The sequence below is a fragment of the Anaerostipes sp. 494a genome, from assembly GCF_001940315.1.
GTDB lineage: Bacteria > Bacillota > Clostridia > Lachnospirales > Lachnospiraceae > Anaerostipes > Anaerostipes faecalis.
Window position 1 is genome coordinate 1,474,400 of the sequence record NZ_MJIF01000001.1, and the last position, 17,739, is coordinate 1,492,138.

Annotated in this window: 20 protein-coding genes; 1 reads left to right on the forward strand and 19 read right to left on the reverse strand. The window is 38.2% G+C overall.

Annotated features, from left to right (window positions below):
• Window positions 1–4: 4 nt before the first annotated feature.
• The 9 genes from metK to dnaX all read right to left on the reverse strand — a co-directional run bounded on the left by metK (window position 5) and on the right by dnaX (window position 7,734).
• Entirely contained in the window at window positions 5–1,189 is a 1,185-nt protein-coding gene (gene metK / locus BHF70_RS07415) for a methionine adenosyltransferase (protein ID WP_075759641.1), read from the reverse strand.
• 95 nt (window positions 1,190–1,284) lie between these two features.
• Window positions 1,285–1,929: a phosphate-starvation-inducible PsiE family protein gene (locus BHF70_RS07420; RefSeq protein ID WP_075759642.1), complete on the reverse strand. Its 645-nt coding sequence runs from the start codon at window positions 1,927–1,929 to the stop codon at window positions 1,285–1,287.
• A 16-nt stretch (window positions 1,930–1,945) separates the two neighbouring features.
• Complete coding sequence (locus BHF70_RS07425; protein WP_075759643.1) at window positions 1,946–3,241, reverse strand: UDP-N-acetylglucosamine 1-carboxyvinyltransferase; 1,296 nt, start codon at window positions 3,239–3,241, stop codon at window positions 1,946–1,948.
• 87 nt (window positions 3,242–3,328) lie between these two features.
• Window positions 3,329–3,832, reverse strand: a complete 504-nt coding sequence (locus BHF70_RS07430) for a shikimate kinase (protein ID WP_075759644.1) — start codon at window positions 3,830–3,832, stop codon at window positions 3,329–3,331.
• Window positions 3,813–4,409: a flavin reductase family protein gene (locus BHF70_RS07435; RefSeq protein WP_075759645.1), complete on the reverse strand. Its 597-nt coding sequence runs from the start codon at window positions 4,407–4,409 to the stop codon at window positions 3,813–3,815. The genes BHF70_RS07430 and BHF70_RS07435 overlap by 20 nt, the downstream gene beginning before the upstream one ends.
• A gap of 11 nt (window positions 4,410–4,420) precedes the next feature.
• A complete protein-coding gene (locus tag BHF70_RS07440) occupies window positions 4,421–4,834 on the reverse strand; it encodes an HIT family protein (RefSeq protein WP_075759646.1) in 414 nt (137 codons plus the stop codon).
• Between the two features lie 302 nt (window positions 4,835–5,136).
• Window positions 5,137–5,733 carry a recombination mediator RecR gene (gene recR, locus BHF70_RS07445; RefSeq protein ID WP_075759647.1) on the reverse strand — a complete coding sequence of 199 codons (597 nt, stop codon included), beginning with the start codon at window positions 5,731–5,733 and terminating at the stop codon, window positions 5,137–5,139.
• Window positions 5,734–5,742: 9 nt separating this feature from the next.
• The gene (locus tag BHF70_RS07450; RefSeq protein ID WP_075759648.1) at window positions 5,743–6,105 is read right to left on the reverse strand and encodes a YbaB/EbfC family nucleoid-associated protein; all 363 of its coding nucleotides are present in this window, start codon (window positions 6,103–6,105) and stop codon (window positions 5,743–5,745) included.
• A gap of 39 nt (window positions 6,106–6,144) precedes the next feature.
• Window positions 6,145–7,734, reverse strand: coding sequence for a DNA polymerase III subunit gamma/tau (gene dnaX / locus BHF70_RS07455; RefSeq protein ID WP_192846102.1), 1,590 nt, complete (start codon window positions 7,732–7,734; stop codon window positions 6,145–6,147).
• 171 nt (window positions 7,735–7,905) lie between these two features.
• Here dnaX and BHF70_RS07460 point away from each other — a divergent pair, with 171 nt between their 5' ends.
• Window positions 7,906–8,595, forward strand: coding sequence for a sensor histidine kinase (locus BHF70_RS07460; RefSeq protein WP_075759649.1), 690 nt, complete (start codon window positions 7,906–7,908; stop codon window positions 8,593–8,595).
• On the opposite strand, the gene BHF70_RS07465 is transcribed toward BHF70_RS07460, so the two are convergent.
• The 10 genes from BHF70_RS07465 to BHF70_RS07510 are packed head-to-tail and all read right to left on the reverse strand — an operon-like array spanning window position 8,546 to window position 17,691.
• Entirely contained in the window at window positions 8,546–9,472 is a 927-nt protein-coding gene (locus BHF70_RS07465; RefSeq protein WP_075759650.1) for a rhomboid family intramembrane serine protease, read from the reverse strand. The genes BHF70_RS07460 and BHF70_RS07465 overlap by 50 nt on opposite strands.
• Before the next feature lie 30 nt (window positions 9,473–9,502).
• Complete coding sequence (locus BHF70_RS07470; protein ID WP_075759651.1) at window positions 9,503–10,648, reverse strand: DUF6382 domain-containing protein; 1,146 nt, start codon at window positions 10,646–10,648, stop codon at window positions 9,503–9,505.
• A complete protein-coding gene (locus tag BHF70_RS07475) occupies window positions 10,632–11,159 on the reverse strand; it encodes a hypothetical protein (protein WP_083638363.1) in 528 nt (175 codons plus the stop codon). The genes BHF70_RS07470 and BHF70_RS07475 overlap by 17 nt, the downstream gene beginning before the upstream one ends.
• On the reverse strand, window positions 11,123–11,980 hold the full coding sequence (locus BHF70_RS07480) for a TadE family protein (protein WP_075759652.1): 858 nt from the start codon (window positions 11,978–11,980) through the stop codon (window positions 11,123–11,125). The genes BHF70_RS07475 and BHF70_RS07480 overlap by 37 nt, the downstream gene beginning before the upstream one ends.
• A gap of 14 nt (window positions 11,981–11,994) precedes the next feature.
• Window positions 11,995–13,413 (reverse strand): DUF5702 domain-containing protein, encoded by a 1,419-nt coding sequence (locus BHF70_RS07485; RefSeq protein WP_242946347.1) that lies wholly within the window; start codon window positions 13,411–13,413, stop codon window positions 11,995–11,997.
• A 20-nt stretch (window positions 13,414–13,433) separates the two neighbouring features.
• Window positions 13,434–13,598, reverse strand: coding sequence for a Flp1 family type IVb pilin (locus BHF70_RS07490; RefSeq protein ID WP_075759654.1), 165 nt, complete (start codon window positions 13,596–13,598; stop codon window positions 13,434–13,436).
• Window positions 13,599–13,610: 12 nt separating this feature from the next.
• Window positions 13,611–14,939: a hypothetical protein gene (locus tag BHF70_RS07495; protein ID WP_083638366.1), complete on the reverse strand. Its 1,329-nt coding sequence runs from the start codon at window positions 14,937–14,939 to the stop codon at window positions 13,611–13,613.
• The gene (locus BHF70_RS07500; protein WP_075759655.1) at window positions 14,929–15,693 is read right to left on the reverse strand and encodes a type II secretion system F family protein; all 765 of its coding nucleotides are present in this window, start codon (window positions 15,691–15,693) and stop codon (window positions 14,929–14,931) included. The genes BHF70_RS07495 and BHF70_RS07500 overlap by 11 nt, the downstream gene beginning before the upstream one ends.
• The gene (locus BHF70_RS07505) at window positions 15,632–16,864 is read right to left on the reverse strand and encodes a CpaF family protein (RefSeq protein ID WP_075759656.1); all 1,233 of its coding nucleotides are present in this window, start codon (window positions 16,862–16,864) and stop codon (window positions 15,632–15,634) included. Before BHF70_RS07505 ends, BHF70_RS07500 begins: the two co-directional genes overlap by 62 nt.
• Entirely contained in the window at window positions 16,861–17,691 is an 831-nt protein-coding gene (locus tag BHF70_RS07510; RefSeq protein WP_075759657.1) for a hypothetical protein, read from the reverse strand. Before BHF70_RS07510 ends, BHF70_RS07505 begins: the two co-directional genes overlap by 4 nt.
• Between the last annotated feature and the right edge of the window lie 48 nt (window positions 17,692–17,739).

Below are 17,739 nucleotides of genomic sequence, written 5' to 3' on the forward strand. Positions count from 1 at the left end.
TGTGTTATTCACCTTTTAATACATCAACTTTATCAAGTTTTTCCCATGGCAGATCAAGATCATTTCTTCCGAAATGTCCGTATGCTGCTGTCTGTCTGTAAATCGGTCTTCTTAAATCTAACATTTTGATGATTCCGGCTGGTCTTAAATCAAAATGCTCACGGATTAAATCTACCAGTTCCTGATTGGATTTCTTTCCGGTTCCGAAAGTATCTACCATAATAGATGTTGGTTCTGCCACACCGATAGCATAAGATAACTGGATTTCACATTTGTCTGCCAGTCCTGCTGCTACGATATTCTTTGCCACATAACGGGCTGCATATGCTGCAGAGCGGTCTACTTTCGTACAGTCTTTTCCGGAAAATGCTCCACCACCATGGCGTGCATATCCTCCATATGTGTCTACGATGATTTTTCTTCCTGTCAGTCCTGCATCTCCGTGCGGTCCTCCAATAACAAATCTTCCTGTCGGGTTAATAAAGAATTTAGTTTCTTCATCTACCATATGTTCTGGAAGGATTTTATCAAAGACTTCTTCCTTAATATCTTCATGGATCTGTTCCTGTGTAATTTCAGGATCATGCTGTGTGGAAAGTACTACCGCATCCAGACGAGACGGTTTTCCGTTTTCATCATATTCAACAGTTACCTGTGTTTTTCCATCTGGTCTCAAATATGGAAGTGTTCCATCTTTTCGCACTTTGGTCAGCTGTCTTGCCAGTTTATGTGCCAGTGAAATTGGATATGGCATGTATTCTTCTGTTTCATTTGTTGCATATCCAAACATCATTCCCTGATCACCGGCTCCTATGGCTTCGATCTCATCATCTGTCATATTGTTTTCTTTTGCTTCCAGTGCTTTATCAACACCCATGGCAATATCGGAAGACTGCTCATCAATAGCTGTGATAACTCCACAGGTATCTGCATCAAATCCGTATTTTCCTCTAGTATATCCGATTTCCCGTACAGTATCTCGTACAATTTTCTGGATATCCACATATGCATTGGTAGAAATTTCTCCCATTACCATAACAATTCCTGTGGTTGTGCATGTTTCACACGCCACACGGCTCATTGGATCCTGTTCTAACAAAGCATCTAAAATTGCATCTGAAATCTGATCACAGACCTTGTCTGGATGACCTTCTGTTACAGATTCAGATGTGAAAAGTAACTTATCCATAACTTATCCTTTCTGTTATTGTCCTTTCGTCTATCAAATGGTTCCATGATACATTTTTTCTTTATATAACCAAAGAGGTCCGAAGGATTCCGGACCTAATGTTCTTCTTTTTTAATAAACGGTGCATTTTTACTTCGAATGACTTCAACCTGTACAAGTCGTCCGTTGATAACTTTTTCAACTCGTAAGGCTCCGCCCTGGAAGAAATAGCACTGTCCTACCTGAAACTGTTCATTCTCCTGTTCGATCCACTCTGTCAACAGTTCTCCCAATGTCTGACCGCTAAATTGTTCTGGAATATTTACGTGAACCAGTTCATTGATACTGCTGATTGTCTGATGCGGCAGGAAAACGGTTTTATCCACATCATCAAATGTTCGGAACAAAAATTTTTTAACAGCAAATAAAATTGCAATTGCCATGATTACAACCAGGTTTTCTATAGGTTTTGTGTGTTCCACGATCATCTGACGGGCAATGGCAAACATCAATACCTCGACCAATGTATCCGGTGTATGCTTGCACAGCATTTTAATAAACTCTATGCAGATAACCAGATTAAATGCCACTCCTACAAATTCATAAATATCCCTGGATTCCGGGTGATTCATCAGTAAGTGTACTAAATCCTGAATTAGCCAGACACTTCCTCCGATAACCGCTATCGTTATAATCATCGATAATATCAGTTCTACCCACTTGGAAACTTTGAATACTTCGTTTTTCAGGTATTGTCTCATGAAGGCAATTCTCCTTTTATCCTATCTTTAGTTTAAATTTGGCAATTTCCTTTTCACTATTTACAAGCTTGATTTCTCCTCCAAGCTGTCTTAACTTCTTCTCAAATTCTTCATATCCGCGATAAATATATCCGATCTCACTGACTGTAGTGAAACCTTTTGCTGATAATCCTGCAATAACCAGAGCTGCTCCTGCACGTAAATCCGGTGCCTGCACATCTGCTCCGGTAAAGCCTTCTACTCCTGTAATAATAGCAGTTCTTCCATCTACCTGAATAGTTGCTCCCATCTTTGTCAGTTCATCTACATAACGGAAACGGTTTTCAAAAATACTCTCAGAAATAATACTGGTTCCATTGGATAATGCCAGTGTTACTGCCATCTGCGGCTGCATATCTGTTGGGAATCCTGGATATGGCAGAGTTTTAATATTTGTAGATTCCAGACGTTTTGTCGCTGACACACGGACAGCATCGTCAAATTCCACCACTTCTGCTCCGATTTCTGTAAGTTTCGCACTGATCGCTTCCAAATGTTTTGGAATGACATTCTTAATAGTGATGTCACCTTTGGTGGCAACTGCCGCAGTCATAAATGTTCCGGCTTCAATCTGATCCGGAATAATAGAATACTGGCAGTCTCCAAAGTGTTGTACACCTTTGATCTTAATTACATCTGTTCCTGCTCCGCGGATTTTTGCACCCATACTGTTCAGAAAGTTTGCCACATCTACTACATGAGGTTCTTTAGCTGCATTCTCGATAATCGTATCTCCTTTGGCAAGTGCAGCTGCCATCATAACATTGATTGTCGCTCCTACAGAGACAACATCCATATAAATATGACATCCTATCAGTTCCTCCGCTGTTGCGCTGATCATACCGTTCTCAATCTCGATCTCTGCACCTAAGGCCTTGAAACCTTTAATATGCTGGTCGATAGGACGGCTTCCAATCTCACATCCTCCCGGAAGAGCAACTCTTGCTCTTTTATATTTTCCAAGAAGGGCTCCTATCAGATAATATGAAGCACGAATCTTGCGAATAAATTCATTATCCACGTCACAGTCAGGATGAATTCCTTTACCGCTTATTGTAACTTCGTGTTTCCCTGTTCTATCTACAGTTGCTCCAATCTGTTCCATAGCTTGCAGCAATACATTTATATCTCTTACGTCAGGCATGTTGTCGATCATACATTTTCCATCAGTCATAACTGCCGCTGCCAGTACTGGCAATGCTGCATTTTTTGCTCCACCGATAACCACTTCGCCGACTAATGGATTTCCACCTTTAATGACATATTGTTCCATGATACACCTCAATTTATCTATATTATTAAACCTAATTTTCTCTTCGGTAATTGTTTAAAATCATACATTCTAAATTATAACATAACATTATAGGTTTTCCAATACTTTTTCCAATGAGCTGCCAATGGATAAATTATCCAGCTCTACGGATACATCTGCATATTTCTCGTAAAGAGGTACTCTTTCACAGTACAGATCATAAAGAGTCTGACCTTCTTTTAATACAACTCCTCTTGCTTTCAGATTACCCAAACGCTTTTTTACTGTTTCATAACTAAGCTTCAGATAAATTACAGTTCCAATGTCACGAAAATGTTTCATGGCTTTGTCACTGTATATTGCACTTCCTCCCGGGGCAATCACTGACTTTTCTGCCTGAACAGATGCATTAACTTCTTCCTCAATGATCTTGAACCCTTCATTTCCAGCTTCTTCTATAATTTCCTTTAACAGTTTTCCTTCCCGTTTCTGTATCACGAGATCTGTATCGACAAATTCATATCCTAACGCTTTTGCCAGCAGGACTCCGATGGTACTTTTTCCTGCTCCCGGCATTCCAATCAACGTATAATTACTTCCTTTTTCTGCCATGCTGTTTTTTCCTCTTTTTTTTCTTTCTGACAGAGTACCCGAAAGTACCCAGCCTTTTTCCAGTTTCAAAATAGCCACCGTGAGAGTATACCAGAGGATTTGTCTTTTCCAGAGCAAATCGTCCGTCTTCTTCCATATAATTATCGTCTATCATTATGTTCACAACTTTTGCCATAAACATATGATGAGATCCCAAAGGAATAATCTTTTCTACTTTACATTCAATATTTACCGGGCTTTCTGCAATGACCGGTGCATTGACAATCTGTGCCTCTTCTTTTGTCAGACCTGTTTCCTTGAATTTATCCAGATCTCTCCCTGATCGGACTCCACAGAAATCTGTTGCCCGTGCCAGTTGTTTTGTTGTCAGGTTGATCACAAATTCTCCACTGTTTTTGATCATTTCATAAGAATGTCTTTCTGGTCTTACAGAAATATACGTCATAGCCGGATTGGTACATATGGTTCCAGTCCAGGCTATGGTTATAATATTATCTTCTTCCTTATCCCTGCAGGTTACCATTACGGCCGGCAGAGGATAAACCATATTTCCAGGCTTCCATGAAATCTTTGCCATATATTTTTCTCCTAGAGTGCTTTGCGGATATCCTGACGGAGCTGTTCCATATCCACATCTTCCATTGGATGTTCTTCCCATTTCACAGTAACAGTATCACCTTCATAACGAGGAATCAGATGCATGTGAAAATGGAAAACAGTCTGACCGGCAATTTCTCCATTATTCTGCAGAACATTCATTCCATCACAGTTTAAAACTTCTTTTAATGCTCTTGCCACAACTGTTGCCAGCTGAAAAAGTCTTCCTGCTGTTTCTGCATCAATTTCATAAATATCTTTAAAATGTTCTTTTGGAATAATAAGAACATGACCTTTTGTTGCTGGCGCAATGTCCATGATTACTTTAAAATCAGAGTTTTCATAAATAGTATTAGATGGAATATCTCCATTTGCAATCTTACAAAAAATACAATCTTCTTTCATCTTTTATCTCTTCCTTTCCTGTAGCTGTTACAAGTTTATCTGTGATGTATTTTATCTTATTTACCATGTTTTTTCAAGAAAACGACCTATAATCATAATATTCAAAATTTTTTTAATTTCTATTAGTTTTTTCACTTTTTGTTCACATTTTCATTTTATAATAAATTTCGTAAAGTAGTTAATACTTTCAAATCCTACCCCTCTTGAGGATGAAAATCCTCTCCTTATTGTTTTAAAAGAAAGAACCGGTCAGATGACCGGTTTTTTCTTTGTCTATAGGAATAATCCTATCTCTTTTCCTTCTATATTTCTGTTCGTCCTTCCAGTGCGCGCAGCAATGTTACTTCATCTATATATTCCAGATCTCCACCTACCGGCACACCACTGGCAATCTTGCTGACTTTGATTCCTGTAGGTTTTACCAGCTTGCTTATGTACATAGCTGTGGTTTCCCCTTCCAGACTTGAGTTGGTTGCAATGATCAGTTCCTTTACATCACCTTGCAGTCTTGCCATTAATTCCTTCAGACGAATATCATCAGGTCCTATCCCAAGCATCGGAGAAATGGCTCCGTGAAGCACATGATACACGCCTTCATACTTGCCTGTTTTCTCATAGGCAATCATATCTCTGGTATTCTCCACTACCATGATCGTGCTATGATCTCTTTTACTGCTGGCACATATAGGACATATTTCCTGATCTGTCAAAGTGCAGCATTCTTTGCAATAATGAACATTTTCTTTGGCACTGATAATTGTATCTGAGAGTTTTTTTACCTGATCCAGCGGCATATTAATAATATGGAATGCCAGACGCCCTGCGGATTTGGGGCCGATTCCAGGTAATTTCCCTAATTCTTCTACCAGCTGTGTAATTTGGTTACTATAATAATCCATGATACTGTCTTAGAATGGGAATCCGCCGCCCATTCCTCCTAATCCGCCAGTAATCTGACCCATTTTTGTCTGGGAATCTTCTTCCATTTTTCTAAGAGCTTCATTGGTCGCTGCAACGATCAGATCTTCTAACATTTCAATATCATCAGGATCTACAACTTCTTCTTCCAGGGATACTGAAACAACTTCTTTCTTTCCTGATACTACAACTTTAACAACTCCACCACCTGCAGTCGCTTCATAAGTTGTTTCTTCTAAAGTTTTGCTTGTTTCTTCCATCTGTTTCTGCATTTTCTGAGCCTGTTTCATTAACTGATTCATATTTCCGCCCATGCCGCCCATTCCGGCCATGCCACCTCTTCTTTTTGCCATTTTATTTTCCTCCTAAGATTTCTTTTTTTATTTCATTTATTATTCTTCTATATTTACATCCATATGGATACACTCCAGATCTATCATATCCTGTTTTTCTCTGGATTCCATCAGTCCAACTTCCAGTTCCACCTCTCTGCCTGACTGTCGTCTAAGCTCCTGTTTTAAAAGATCGATTCGTTCCGGCTCGTCAAGAAAATATCCGCTCTCCACATTCATTTCTTTTGGAAACATCAGTTTCAGAGCATTTCCTTCTTCATTTACTGTTAGCGTTGCTTTCTGGAGACAGAACTTCATCTGCGGTGACAGGCTCCGTTTCATCTCCCTCCAGTGATTTACAATATCCGTCAGTTCTTCGATCTTTGCTTTTGGAAATTTCTCTTCCAGCTGCCTGTTAACATCCTTTTCAGGTTTTGGCACTGATTCAGGTTTCCCAGCTGACTGTGGCTGTTTTACAGTGATTCCAGATGTTATCAGCTTATTTAACTGTTCTTCCAGCTGACGTACTCTCTCCAGTAAACTGCCCTGATCAGCTTCCATCTGCGGTCTGCACATTTTTATCATCTCTACCTCCACCAGCACCCTTTTAGATGTGGCAAAACGAAGCTGATTTAATAATTCTGATAAAATTCTGATATACCGTATCAAAGTATTTTCATCTACAGTTTTCGCCTTTTCCTGAAGAAGTTTTAACTGATCTGTGGATACTTCCAATGCTTCACTGGCTGCAGTGCCCTTTCCTACCAGTAAAAGATTACGTAAATACCACAGAAAATCTGTAATAAACTGGGACCATTCTCTTCCCTGGCTGGTCACATCTTCCAGAAGATTCATAACTCCTGTTACATCGGACGCCAGAATATAATCCAGAAGATTGCTGTATACCTGAATATCAACTGTTCCCAGAACCTCCAGCACATTATCATAGGTCAGCTTCTTTCCAAGATAAAATGCAATGCACTGATCCAGAAGACTTAAAGCATCACGCATAGAACCATCTGCCATTCTTGCAATGTATTCCAATGCCTTCTCCTCCACATCCACCTGTTCCTGTTTCATTAAATCCCCAAGCTGTTTTTTTATGGTATCTGCAGTAATTCTATGAAAATCATATCTCTGACATCGTGACAGAATGGTAATCGGTATTTTATGAACTTCGGTAGTTGCCAAAATAAAGATTACATATTCCGGCGGTTCTTCCAGCGTCTTTAACAAAGCATTAAAGGCTCCTATGGAAAGCATATGCACTTCATCAATAATATAAACTTTGTATTTTCCTGTTGCCGGTGAATACTGAACCTGCTCTTTAATGTCACGGATATTATCAACACCATTATTAGATGCCGCATCAATTTCCATCACATTCATGGAACTTCCATCTATGATTTCTTCGCAGGCAGCGCACTGATTACATGGTTCTCCATCCAAGGGATTCTCACAGTTTACTGCTTTTGCCAAAATCTTCGCCACTGTAGTCTTACCTGTACCTCTGGTTCCACAGAACAGATATGCATGACCGATTCTTCCAGTCCTTATCTGGTTTTTCAATGTGGTCACAATATGATCCTGTCCCTTTACCTGATCAAAAGTCGTCGGTCGGAACTTTCGGTATAAAGCCATATATGACATGGAATCTGCTCCCTTCTTTTTTTATGTGCTGCTCACTTCTGAAATATTGTAACATAATCAAAGATATTGTAAAAGGGAAAAAAACATCGAACTTTTTACTGCTGTTTTCATTGAAACCTGCTTCCAAAGTCTTCATAATAAAAAGCAGAAAGAAAGACAGGAGAGTAGAAAATGAAACAACCATACGAACTTGCAACATTTTCACATGAGATAAACAATTCGCTGACTTTAATCTACAGCCAGCTTCAATACATTGAAAACACAAAAGATGATCTTAAAAATGACGAAAACTGGTGTCAGGTGAAAGAAGATTTTTCCTCTCTGTTTGATCTCATAAAACAGGTTTTATCTCCTTCCATTCCAACATCTGCTGCCCTGGAACCTCAGAATCTCATTTCTCTTTTTGAGGAAATCCGTTCTTCCTGGCATTATCGTCTATCCAGAGAAAATATACACTTTTACATCCAGGCCGATTCAAATGAATCTTATTATGTATATGGTGCAAAAGCCCAGCTGCTTCAAATGTTCCATAATCTGGTTTCTAATGCCATAAAAGCCATTGAAAGAAAAAAAGATGCCGGGATAAACCCCAGCATCACTGTTCACTTAAGCAAAGAACAAGGCCATATTGTATTAAATTTATCTGATACCGGCATCGGAATGACCAGAGAACAACAGCAGCGAGCTTTTTACCGGGGTGTTTCCTTTATTCCAAAAGGTAATGGCATAGGTTTATCCGTAGTCAATGAAATTGCAGATAAACTCCATGTAAAAATTCATATGGATTCTGCCATCAATCAGGGGACTACTTTCACTCTGATTTTCCCTGCCATGGAACATACAAAACCAGTGCCAGTATAAAACCGCCTATACATCCGCCTATATGAGCTGCATTGTCCACACCCATGCTTTGGAATCCATGGTAAATAGATCCTGCAATCATAAGAAATACTCCGGTTCCGTTAAACTGTTCCCTCTGTTTTTTACAGAAAAGAAACAGAGCCGCCAATGCTCCGGTAATTCCGAAGATTGCTCCAGATGCTCCTGCACACAATACATTTTCTCCGGTTGAAGCATAATAGAAGACGGAGGCAATACTTCCGATTAATCCAGAACCAAAATATAATACAAAATAACGGAAGCTTCCCATAATTTTTTCCATTTGACTTCCAAGCACAAGAAATACAACCATATTATTAAAGAAATGACTCCATCCGAAATGGATATAATTGGATGTTATCAATCGATAAAACTGATGCTTTTCTAATACATAATATGGATTGCATGCACCCATTTCATAAAAATCAGCTCCATATATTTCAGAAAGAACAAAAACTATCATATTGACTGCAGCAATCGCTGCAGTCATTTTGTATGCTTTAATACTTTGAAGAAAATGTTCTTGAGAATCTTCTTTTTCTGAAACTGAATTCAAAACCATAGAAATAGATTCATATAATTCATGAAACTGTTCTTCCCAGTCTACAAAAACAGCTTTCCCATTTTCTGATAATAACAGAATCAATACCGGAACATTTTCTCCCAGCTGTCTTTTAATTCCCAGAATCATATAATGAATGTCATCCTCTGTCAGAATAGTTCCATCTGGATTTTTATCCGCTGTTACCATAACAGCTTTTTTCTGATTTCCAATGGTTTTCACATAACAAGGGCCCTGGGATGTATCTGTTTTGGCATATCCCTGTATTTGCAGTAATTCAATAATTTTCTGATACATATGGTTTCCTCCAGCTTTTTGGATATTATATCACGTTTCCTCTTCACAGTGAAACTCATATTCTTCCAGCCCTATTTTCACAACATCTCCCTGGTTTAATTCTTCTTTTGCAATAATTTTTCCATTGATTCTTGTTCCATTGGTAGATTTCAGATCTTCAACCATTACTTTGTTATTTTCCATTTGTATTTTCATGTGGCGGCGACTAACTCCTATGGCAGACAGACAATAATCCGTTCCTTCCAGAGAACTTCCAATAACAAAACCGCTGTCATGTATACATATTTTTTCTTTGGGATTCTTTTTAGAAATCAAATATCCAACAGGCTCTTCCAGTAAATAAACGGTCTTTTCCTCTTCTGTTAACAACTCTGTTTTTGTGTCCAGTGACAATTCTTCTATCTTTCCTGATTCTTTCCGTATTCTCCAAAAAAAATACAAACAGCCAAAAAATCCCGCCATACTAACCATTGCTCCAAGCACATACAGATAATAGAACCCATATCTGAAGATCCCTATTAAAGAATAAACAAACAATGCTGCAAACAAAACAGCCCCTGCCGCACCTATCATACTTTTACCTTTTCTGTCTTCCGGAAATTGTTCCATTTCCACTTCTTCTATTTCTTGTTCCTCTGGTACCTTTTCTTCCATCTGCTGTTTTTGTTCTGGTTTCAGATATTCAATAACCTGATCAATTGCCGGTTTCTTTTTCACAAGAAAGCTGTGAAATTCAAAATAAAATTTTACCTTTTCCTTGTTTTCATATGATATATGCTCCATTATCTCTTCCAGCAGCTCTCTCATCTGCTCTAGAATATTTTTTTCATATTCCGGAAAATAGCATAACACCGGCTTTTCATCTTCATCCAAAAACATCAGTTCTTTTTGGAGTATCAGATGATCCAGGTTCAGTAAGTATCCTTCTATCTCTTCTAGTGCCACAAAAATATCGTAAAAAAAAATTTGGGGTTCCATCTGATTTTTCCGTTCCCACCATCTCTCATATCTTCCTGTCTCATAATAATAATATTCTTTTTCATCTTCCATACGAAATTCACAAGGCAATAAAGACTTTATGGGATGCCGTAAAAGAATTTCCTTCTCATAAGTAATTTCCTGTTTTTTTTCTACAACATAGTAATTAGAAAACCCTTCTCTAATCCATTGTTCCATCGACTCTATTCCACCTCCTGATCTTTTCCATTTCTGACAGATAAGAAGCTTCATAAGTACCCTGATATTCAAAAAATTTTATTTTAAACATTTTTAAAAAAGAACTCCCCGGCACCGCCAATTGAAATTTCACCTGTACTTTTACTTTATCTGCAGTGGTATTTACTGATACATTTTCAACTGTTCCAAGAAATAAATGCTGTCTTAAACTGTTTCTTAAATCCTTTTTAACCTTCCCGGCTGCATCTGTTTTCCCCGGATACATTTTTGTATACAGATTTCTATTATTAAGTTTTCTGTAATCTATTTTTCCCGTCTCATAATCGCCACCGGTCACTACAGTATCCACAGCCTTTAATCCCGTTTCTTCCATAATTCCCTGAGCAATTCCACAGTCCATAAAATAGCAGACATATCCCATAAATAAGAACAGTACCATAAGTCCCGCAGATACAATCAGACTTGCTTCCACCGTTATGTATCCTTCTTCCTCTTTCCACATCTTTGACATGGGACCACTCCTTTCAATGTACTTTTATCCACCTGAATCACTGTGCGTTTTAATCCACTGCATGTAAGATCTGTATGATAGGCATCTCCCTCTTTAGGAATATAAAAACAGGTAACTTCTCCCTGATGATATCTGGTACATTTTTCACATTCTTTATAATGAGTTTTCCCTTTTAAATATTTTTCCACATCTTCATCTACACTGATATCCAAAGACAGATGCGTACAGCTTAAATCTGTATGATACACGCTTTCATTTGGAGTAACATAAACCATGCCTTTTTTTATCTGATCATTGTCAGGTATATATCCTGTCATCGCTTTCTGCCGGATTTTCTGAGTATATATTCCTGTATGACCGTATAAAAACGGCATCTTTTTCCGTATTACATACCGGGCTGTAATAATAAACTCACCTTTTGCATTCATTCTGCATTCTGAAAAAACAACTCCGTTACTTCCACCTGCCAGTGCTGATCGATTTAAAAACCTCTTATTAACCGATGATAAAAATACCCCTTTTGTCACAGCTTTGTTTATAATCCCTGATTCTCTCCCCTTTTTTGAAAATCTATACGCATTTACAGCTGATTCAGCAGCCGCCTGGGAAAGCCCATGTCCCACCTGTCCATGTATCATCAAGACTTCTCCTGCCGAAACCAGCATCAGAAGTGCCATCAGAAAAATCGGAAGCACAAGACTTGCTTCTAAAGTGATGGAACCTTTTTCAGAGGCAGAAAAAGATGTCCTCTTGAAATTTCCGGTTCTTTTTTTATCATTTTGGTCCACCGTCCATGAGAAATGTTTTTGACAAGAGAACATCTCTCTCCACCTCCTTAATATGTTAATGTTCTTTTAAAGTTCCATTTGGACCATTGAGGAAAAGGCAGTGTCATTCCCCCAAAAGAAAGTTTTTTAAGACTTATGTTCATAGATATGGTACAGGATGCAACACACTGATCTAATTTAAAATCAGGCACTTTTCTTCGAATATTCTGCTCCATTACATCCATCATCCGCATATATTTTTCTTTTTCACTGTTTTTCATCATCAGAAGAATTCCAAGATAATCCTCGTATGAAAGTCCTTTTTTTACCGGTTTTTTCTCAGACGTAAGGGTTGCCAGTCCAGAGAAAGACAACTGCCAATTTGCAGCATTTTTTACCATCGGAACCTGATTTCCATCTGCAAGATTTCGTACATCAATTACCGATTCCCCATAAGCCAGAGCCAGCAACAGCAGATGCTTCGCTGCTGCTATAAGAGGTGGAATCCCTGTTAATCCAAGAACGGATGCTGCTAAAACAGAAGCCTCTTTTTCTTTCTCTGGAGACTTATATACATATGCTCCATTGACCGGAAATCTTAATGCTATCATTTTCCAGAAAACACTCCCCAGATTCTCTTTCTCCGAATCTTTTCCTGCAATAAGATATTCCACTTCGTATTGAAGACCTTCTTTCTTCTGTTTAGATGTAAGACAATGTAAATATTTCAGACTATATAAAACAGCAGGCAGCTCTGATATAAGTGATGTTCCCGATACTTTTTTCTGGATATCATGCAGTTGCTCTTTCATTTCTTTCTTTTTCATAAAATTCCACGTTTTCTCTTTGGTGGTATCTTTTTTTCCATAGCTGGAAATCACTGCCAGAGAAGATACCTTTCTTTCCCCCATTATCAGAGAAACTGATCCCTCTCTCAGCCTTTTCATCAGACCCTTTCGTGGATCCTGCTTTTTTTCGATAGTTTTTGTCTTATCTTTCTGCTCTTTTTCTTCTCCTTTCTTCCCTTCCTGCTCCATTTTTTCTTCAATCTGAGGAATTTCATTCTTAGCTTCCTGACTCTGATTCCATTTTTTTCTCCAAAGGTCTATGGCATCTTTACCCATCTGATATTTCATTAGTTCACGAATCTGATACTTTAATACCTCACCCTCTTGATCTGTCAGATAGACCTTCTTCTCCATACCGGCATTTCCTGTCTGAAACAAAAAAGAATCTTTACTGCCTTCCAGACTTTCTTTCATCTTCTCTGACAGATCCTCCGGCATTTCTTTCTGATATCTTGGATCCATTGCAAAAATATGATATGTTTCTTCCAATTCCTTCTGATAATTACCATGGACATGGGAAAGCCCTGCCATAAATGCCCCTGCTGCCTTCCCACGTGCCACATAAGTATAAATACCCTCTACACATACACTGATCAAAAGCATAAATACCAAAAACAGCATTGCCAGAAATGTAGTCATGGCCCCTTTATCGTCCCTGATCATTTGACCTGGCCCGTTTTTGAAGTTATAGTTTTAAAAATATTGTTTACAACCGTCTTTATCTGATTCTGAAAAATAATAACAAGTCCGATTAGAACCACAATAATTAAGATTACTTCTACAACACCCATCCCTGATTCATCTTTTACAAATTCTTTTATCATAGATTTTCCTCCTTACGAAAATGATGCCAGTGCGGGAAACATTAGTAAAACCAGAATAATTATCAGCATAATCATCATAGGTGCCAGCAATCTGGTACTTGCTTCCTCTCCTGATCTTTTTGCCTGTTCTTTTCTTTCTTTAAATGCCGCTTCTTCCTCCTCTCTTAAACGATAAAACAAATCACTGGAGCCTTTGGTGATACTCTGCGTCAAAAGCAAAGAAAATTTCCGGTAAACAGATATATTTATACTTTTTCCCAGATTTTTAAAAACCTCTGTCTGTGACAGACCAAATTCCATCTGCCTTAAGGCTTTTCCAATTTGTTCATACACAAATATTTCTTTCCCTGTCTTCATTTTTTTCATCTCATACTCTCGAAAAATGTGTTCCATAACAGCCGGTACACTAAGCCCCGTTTCTAAATACAAAACAAATCTGCTGATAATTTCCGGATATTCTCTTCGTGACTCATCTTCTGCCTGCCGGTATTTCTGCTTATATTTCTGATCTTCCCGATACCACAAAAAAGCGATTCCCATAACCCCAAAAACTACTGCCAGCGGAAACTGATTTTCTTTTTCCCCTTTTGAAATGGTTGCTCCCAGCACTGTTTCAGGAATAGTAAAAGTACGACGGGACGGATCACTGGCTTCTTCTTTTTTTAACTGTTCTTTTACCATCTGGATTTTTGACTTCTTTTTCCCTTCATTTCCCGGCAGCACACAAACCGGAAATCCAACAACTTTCTTTTCTCCCTGACATATAAGGTGTGCATGCAGCCATACAATAACCGGCTTTTTTACATTTTTAGAAAATACATTTCCATCCTGATCAATCACTGTCAGATCACTGCTCTCCCATAAAATTTCAATATTTTCTCCCGGTATTTTTTCCGGCATATATAATTCCCCTGTTACCTGATTCAAAGATATATTTTTCTTTTTTAAATTCTTCTGTAAATATTTTTCTCCGTTCTCCAATACCTGAGAAATATCCTGTTTTTTATACCCTTCGGGCTGCACAGACAAATGATAAGTCTCTGTTTCTGAACCTGTTTTAATTTTTAAAATTTCTTCTTTAGTCTGTCCCCCTTTTTCATTTCGCGTTATGACAATCTGCCGATTCTGTCCAAACCAGTAAATGGCCATTGCTATCAATATGACTAAAAATAAAATAGTTGCTGTCATCAGAATTTTTAACTGCCTGCACAAAGACTCTTCTACCTTCTGCTCCAGTTCCTCTTTACTGCATGAACAATAGCCTTTTATTGTATCTCGCCGGTCTTTCCATACCTGCTGCGGCAATTTTTTTACAATTTTTCTCATCTGTTTATATTTCAATCGTAACCACCCTCTCCGCCCAGATACTGGCTCCCATCAGAAACAATACAGCTGCCATGGAAATCCCTTTTCCCAAAACCGTTTCATATAACACCGAAAAATATCCAGGATTCGTCATTCTCACATAAAGCAGCACAAAAAATGGCATTACCGTCATAATGTTTTTTTCCATTTGTTTTGCCGCTGTCATAGTTCTGATTTCTTCTTTCAGCTGCATAGACTCATTTAGATGATTTACTGTTTTACCAATAATCTCCATTAAATTTCCACCATTTTTCCTGACAATCACTACAATCTGTGCAAATTGTGTTAATTCTTCCAAATTTATATTTTCTGCCATTTTTATCAGAAGTTTTTCCACAGGTTCATTGACTTTCATAGAAATTATCAACAATTCCAGTTCTTTTTCCAACACACCTCCTTTCCCCTCATCCAGGATTTTTAAATCTTCCAAAGCTATTTCCAATGCATGTTCTAAAGAATATCCTACTGAAAGACTGTTGCTCACAGACAGCATCATCTCTTTTAATTGTCTCTGGAGAACTTCTTTCTGCTTTTTTCTCTCCTTTCCTCTCTGATATTTCATCCATGGAAATGCCAGTGGAATCATAAAAATCAGCATCTTTGCTGAATTGAAAAAGAGCCAGCATATAAAAACACTTATGCATATTCCTTTTAGAAAATTTCTTTTTTCACTCTTCCAGCAGGTTAGTTCTTTTTTGCAGCTGTTCCATAAGCTTCTGATATTCTTCATAATGACCGTACTCCTTTAATTTCTTTTGATGATGCAGTACTCCTGTCATTTCCAATTGTCCGTTTTCTCTCATCTGAAACAATGAATGAACTTTAACTTCACCTTGTTCCATTCCTTGTATTTCTACAATTTCCATCAGACGTCTGCTTCCATCCGGTAACCTTCCCAAATGAATAATTATATCTATAGCAGATGCCATCTGACCCCGGATTGCATTTACCGGCATATCCACACCCATAAGAACCATAGTTTCAATTCTTTTCAGCATATCTTCTGAGCTATTTGCATGACCTGTGGAAATACTTCCATCATGACCTGTGTTCATGGCATTCAGCATAGATAATGCTTCTTCTCCTCTTACTTCCCCCACAATAATCCGGTCTGGTCTTGATCTAAGCGCTGCCCGAATCAGTTCCTTCATATCGATTTTATGTTCTCCTGCCGCATTGGCATTACGCATCTCCAGACGTACCAGATTGTCTACTCCGTTTAACTTCAATTCTGCAGAATCCTCAATGGTAATAATTCGTTCATCTTTTGGAATACAATTGGACAAACCATTTAAAAGGGTTGTTTTCCCGCTTCCGGTTCCTCCTGAAATGAAAATGTTATATCTGGCCTGAACAAGAATCTTAAGAAATATCTCTACTTCTTTTGAAAAAGCATTTCTTTCATACAGCCACTCCATGGTCATCGGTTCTCTGGCAAACTTTCGAATAGTCATAATAGCACCATCAAGAGATATAGGCGGTAAGATAACATTTACCCTGGAACCATCCTCAAGACGGGCATCCAGAATCGGATGCATCTCATTTACCATACGATTGGCTCCTGCTGCCACCTGCTGAATAACCTGATACAGCTTTTCTTCTCCGGAGAACTTTCCTGGATATTTATAAAGCTTTCCATTCTGCTCAATGAAAATATGGCTGCATCCGTTAATCATAATCTCTGTAATAGAATCGTCATCCAGAAGATCCTGTAAAACATCCAGTTTCCTAAGAGAATAAAATACTTCTTTTTTCAGTTTTACCTTATCTGAAAGCAACATAGGGTTTTCCTTGGAAACCTTCATTATTTCTTCATGGATGATTTCCTTAAGATGCGAATCTGTAATTTCTTTAGAAAAATCCAGCCGTTCCATAACTCTCTGTTTCATATATTCTTTCATAACCGTCTCACCACTTCCATTGAGGATTCCCCTTTCATCAAGATGATTTCTTCAAAAATACTGCTGTTCCAGGTTCCATATCTTCCCAGCTGTTCTTTAAAATTTCTATATCTGTCTGATAAAGATTCCTCCTTTTTCAGAGGAATATAAATTTTGTCAAACAGCTGAAAAAATGAAAGATCGGGAATACAGGCCGTTTCCATGTCCGCAATGATAGAAATGCCACTCCTTTTGATCTGATTAAAAAAAACATGATAATCTTCTATCGATGGTTCATGATAATCCAGATAACAGCTGGCTCCGGCATAACCATGAATACCGTTGATATTCTGATATTTTGTCAGGAAAAAATCCAGCGCCTCCTCTTTTCGTTCTCTGATACAGAATAATAATTCATCCATAGGTTCTTCTCCTGCAGAAAAACTATGATATGCCTGCATTCCAAAATAAAATAATTTCCACTGTCTTGCTATTTCCATAGAAATCTCTGTGGTAAATGCCTGTCCAAAAGGAGAAAAAATTCCAATTATCCTGCATTCTTCAGCAGTACCAATGTGAAGACACCCATAAATATTTCTGGCAATTTCCATACCGCTTTGACACCCTCCTGATTCCAGACGGAAAACAGGTAGATCCCCTCCATAACTGGTTTCCTCTTCCAATACCAGGCACTGAAAGCAGCCTTCTTTTTCCTTTTCAAAAAATTTCTTTTCATCGGATGTATACCATACTGTCATGGGATATTTCTTCTGATGATTCAGATACTCCATCAGCCGCTTCCCATACTTTCGATCCCTATGATAAATCCCTGTATGAATTTCTCTCATATAACACCTTCTTTTGTATTTTCAGAAGTCGTTTATACCATATTCATT

Coding starts and splice junctions, on each gene's coding strand:
- metK (WP_075759641.1), bottom strand. CDS start 1,189: ATGGATAAGTTACTTTTCACATCTGAATCTGTAACAGAAGGTCATCCA.
- BHF70_RS07420 (WP_075759642.1), bottom strand. CDS start 1,929: ATGAGACAATACCTGAAAAACGAAGTATTCAAAGTTTCCAAGTGGGTA.
- BHF70_RS07425 (WP_075759643.1), bottom strand. CDS start 3,241: ATGGAACAATATGTCATTAAAGGTGGAAATCCATTAGTCGGCGAAGTG.
- BHF70_RS07430 (WP_075759644.1), bottom strand. CDS start 3,832: ATGGCAGAAAAAGGAAGTAATTATACGTTGATTGGAATGCCGGGAGCA.
- BHF70_RS07435 (WP_075759645.1), bottom strand. CDS start 4,409: ATGGCAAAGATTTCATGGAAGCCTGGAAATATGGTTTATCCTCTGCCG.
- BHF70_RS07440 (WP_075759646.1), bottom strand. CDS start 4,834: ATGAAAGAAGATTGTATTTTTTGTAAGATTGCAAATGGAGATATTCCA.
- recR (WP_075759647.1), bottom strand. CDS start 5,733: ATGGATTATTATAGTAACCAAATTACACAGCTGGTAGAAGAATTAGGG.
- BHF70_RS07450 (WP_075759648.1), bottom strand. CDS start 6,105: ATGGCAAAAAGAAGAGGTGGCATGGCCGGAATGGGCGGCATGGGCGGA.
- dnaX (WP_192846102.1), bottom strand. CDS start 7,734: ATGTCATATATGGCTTTATACCGAAAGTTCCGACCGACGACTTTTGAT.
- BHF70_RS07460 (WP_075759649.1), top strand. CDS start 7,906: ATGAAACAACCATACGAACTTGCAACATTTTCACATGAGATAAACAAT.
- BHF70_RS07465 (WP_075759650.1), bottom strand. CDS start 9,472: ATGTATCAGAAAATTATTGAATTACTGCAAATACAGGGATATGCCAAA.
- BHF70_RS07470 (WP_075759651.1), bottom strand. CDS start 10,648: ATGGAACAATGGATTAGAGAAGGGTTTTCTAATTACTATGTTGTAGAA.
- BHF70_RS07475 (WP_083638363.1), bottom strand. CDS start 11,159: ATGTCAAAGATGTGGAAAGAGGAAGAAGGATACATAACGGTGGAAGCA.
- BHF70_RS07480 (WP_075759652.1), bottom strand. CDS start 11,980: ATGTTCTCTTGTCAAAAACATTTCTCATGGACGGTGGACCAAAATGAT.
- BHF70_RS07485 (WP_242946347.1), bottom strand. CDS start 13,413: ATGACTACATTTCTGGCAATGCTGTTTTTGGTATTTATGCTTTTGATC.
- BHF70_RS07490 (WP_075759654.1), bottom strand. CDS start 13,598: ATGATAAAAGAATTTGTAAAAGATGAATCAGGGATGGGTGTTGTAGAA.
- BHF70_RS07500 (WP_075759655.1), bottom strand. CDS start 15,693: ATGAAGAATATCAGAAGCTTATGGAACAGCTGCAAAAAAGAACTAACC.
- BHF70_RS07505 (WP_075759656.1), bottom strand. CDS start 16,864: ATGAAAGAATATATGAAACAGAGAGTTATGGAACGGCTGGATTTTTCT.
- BHF70_RS07510 (WP_075759657.1), bottom strand. CDS start 17,691: ATGAGAGAAATTCATACAGGGATTTATCATAGGGATCGAAAGTATGGG.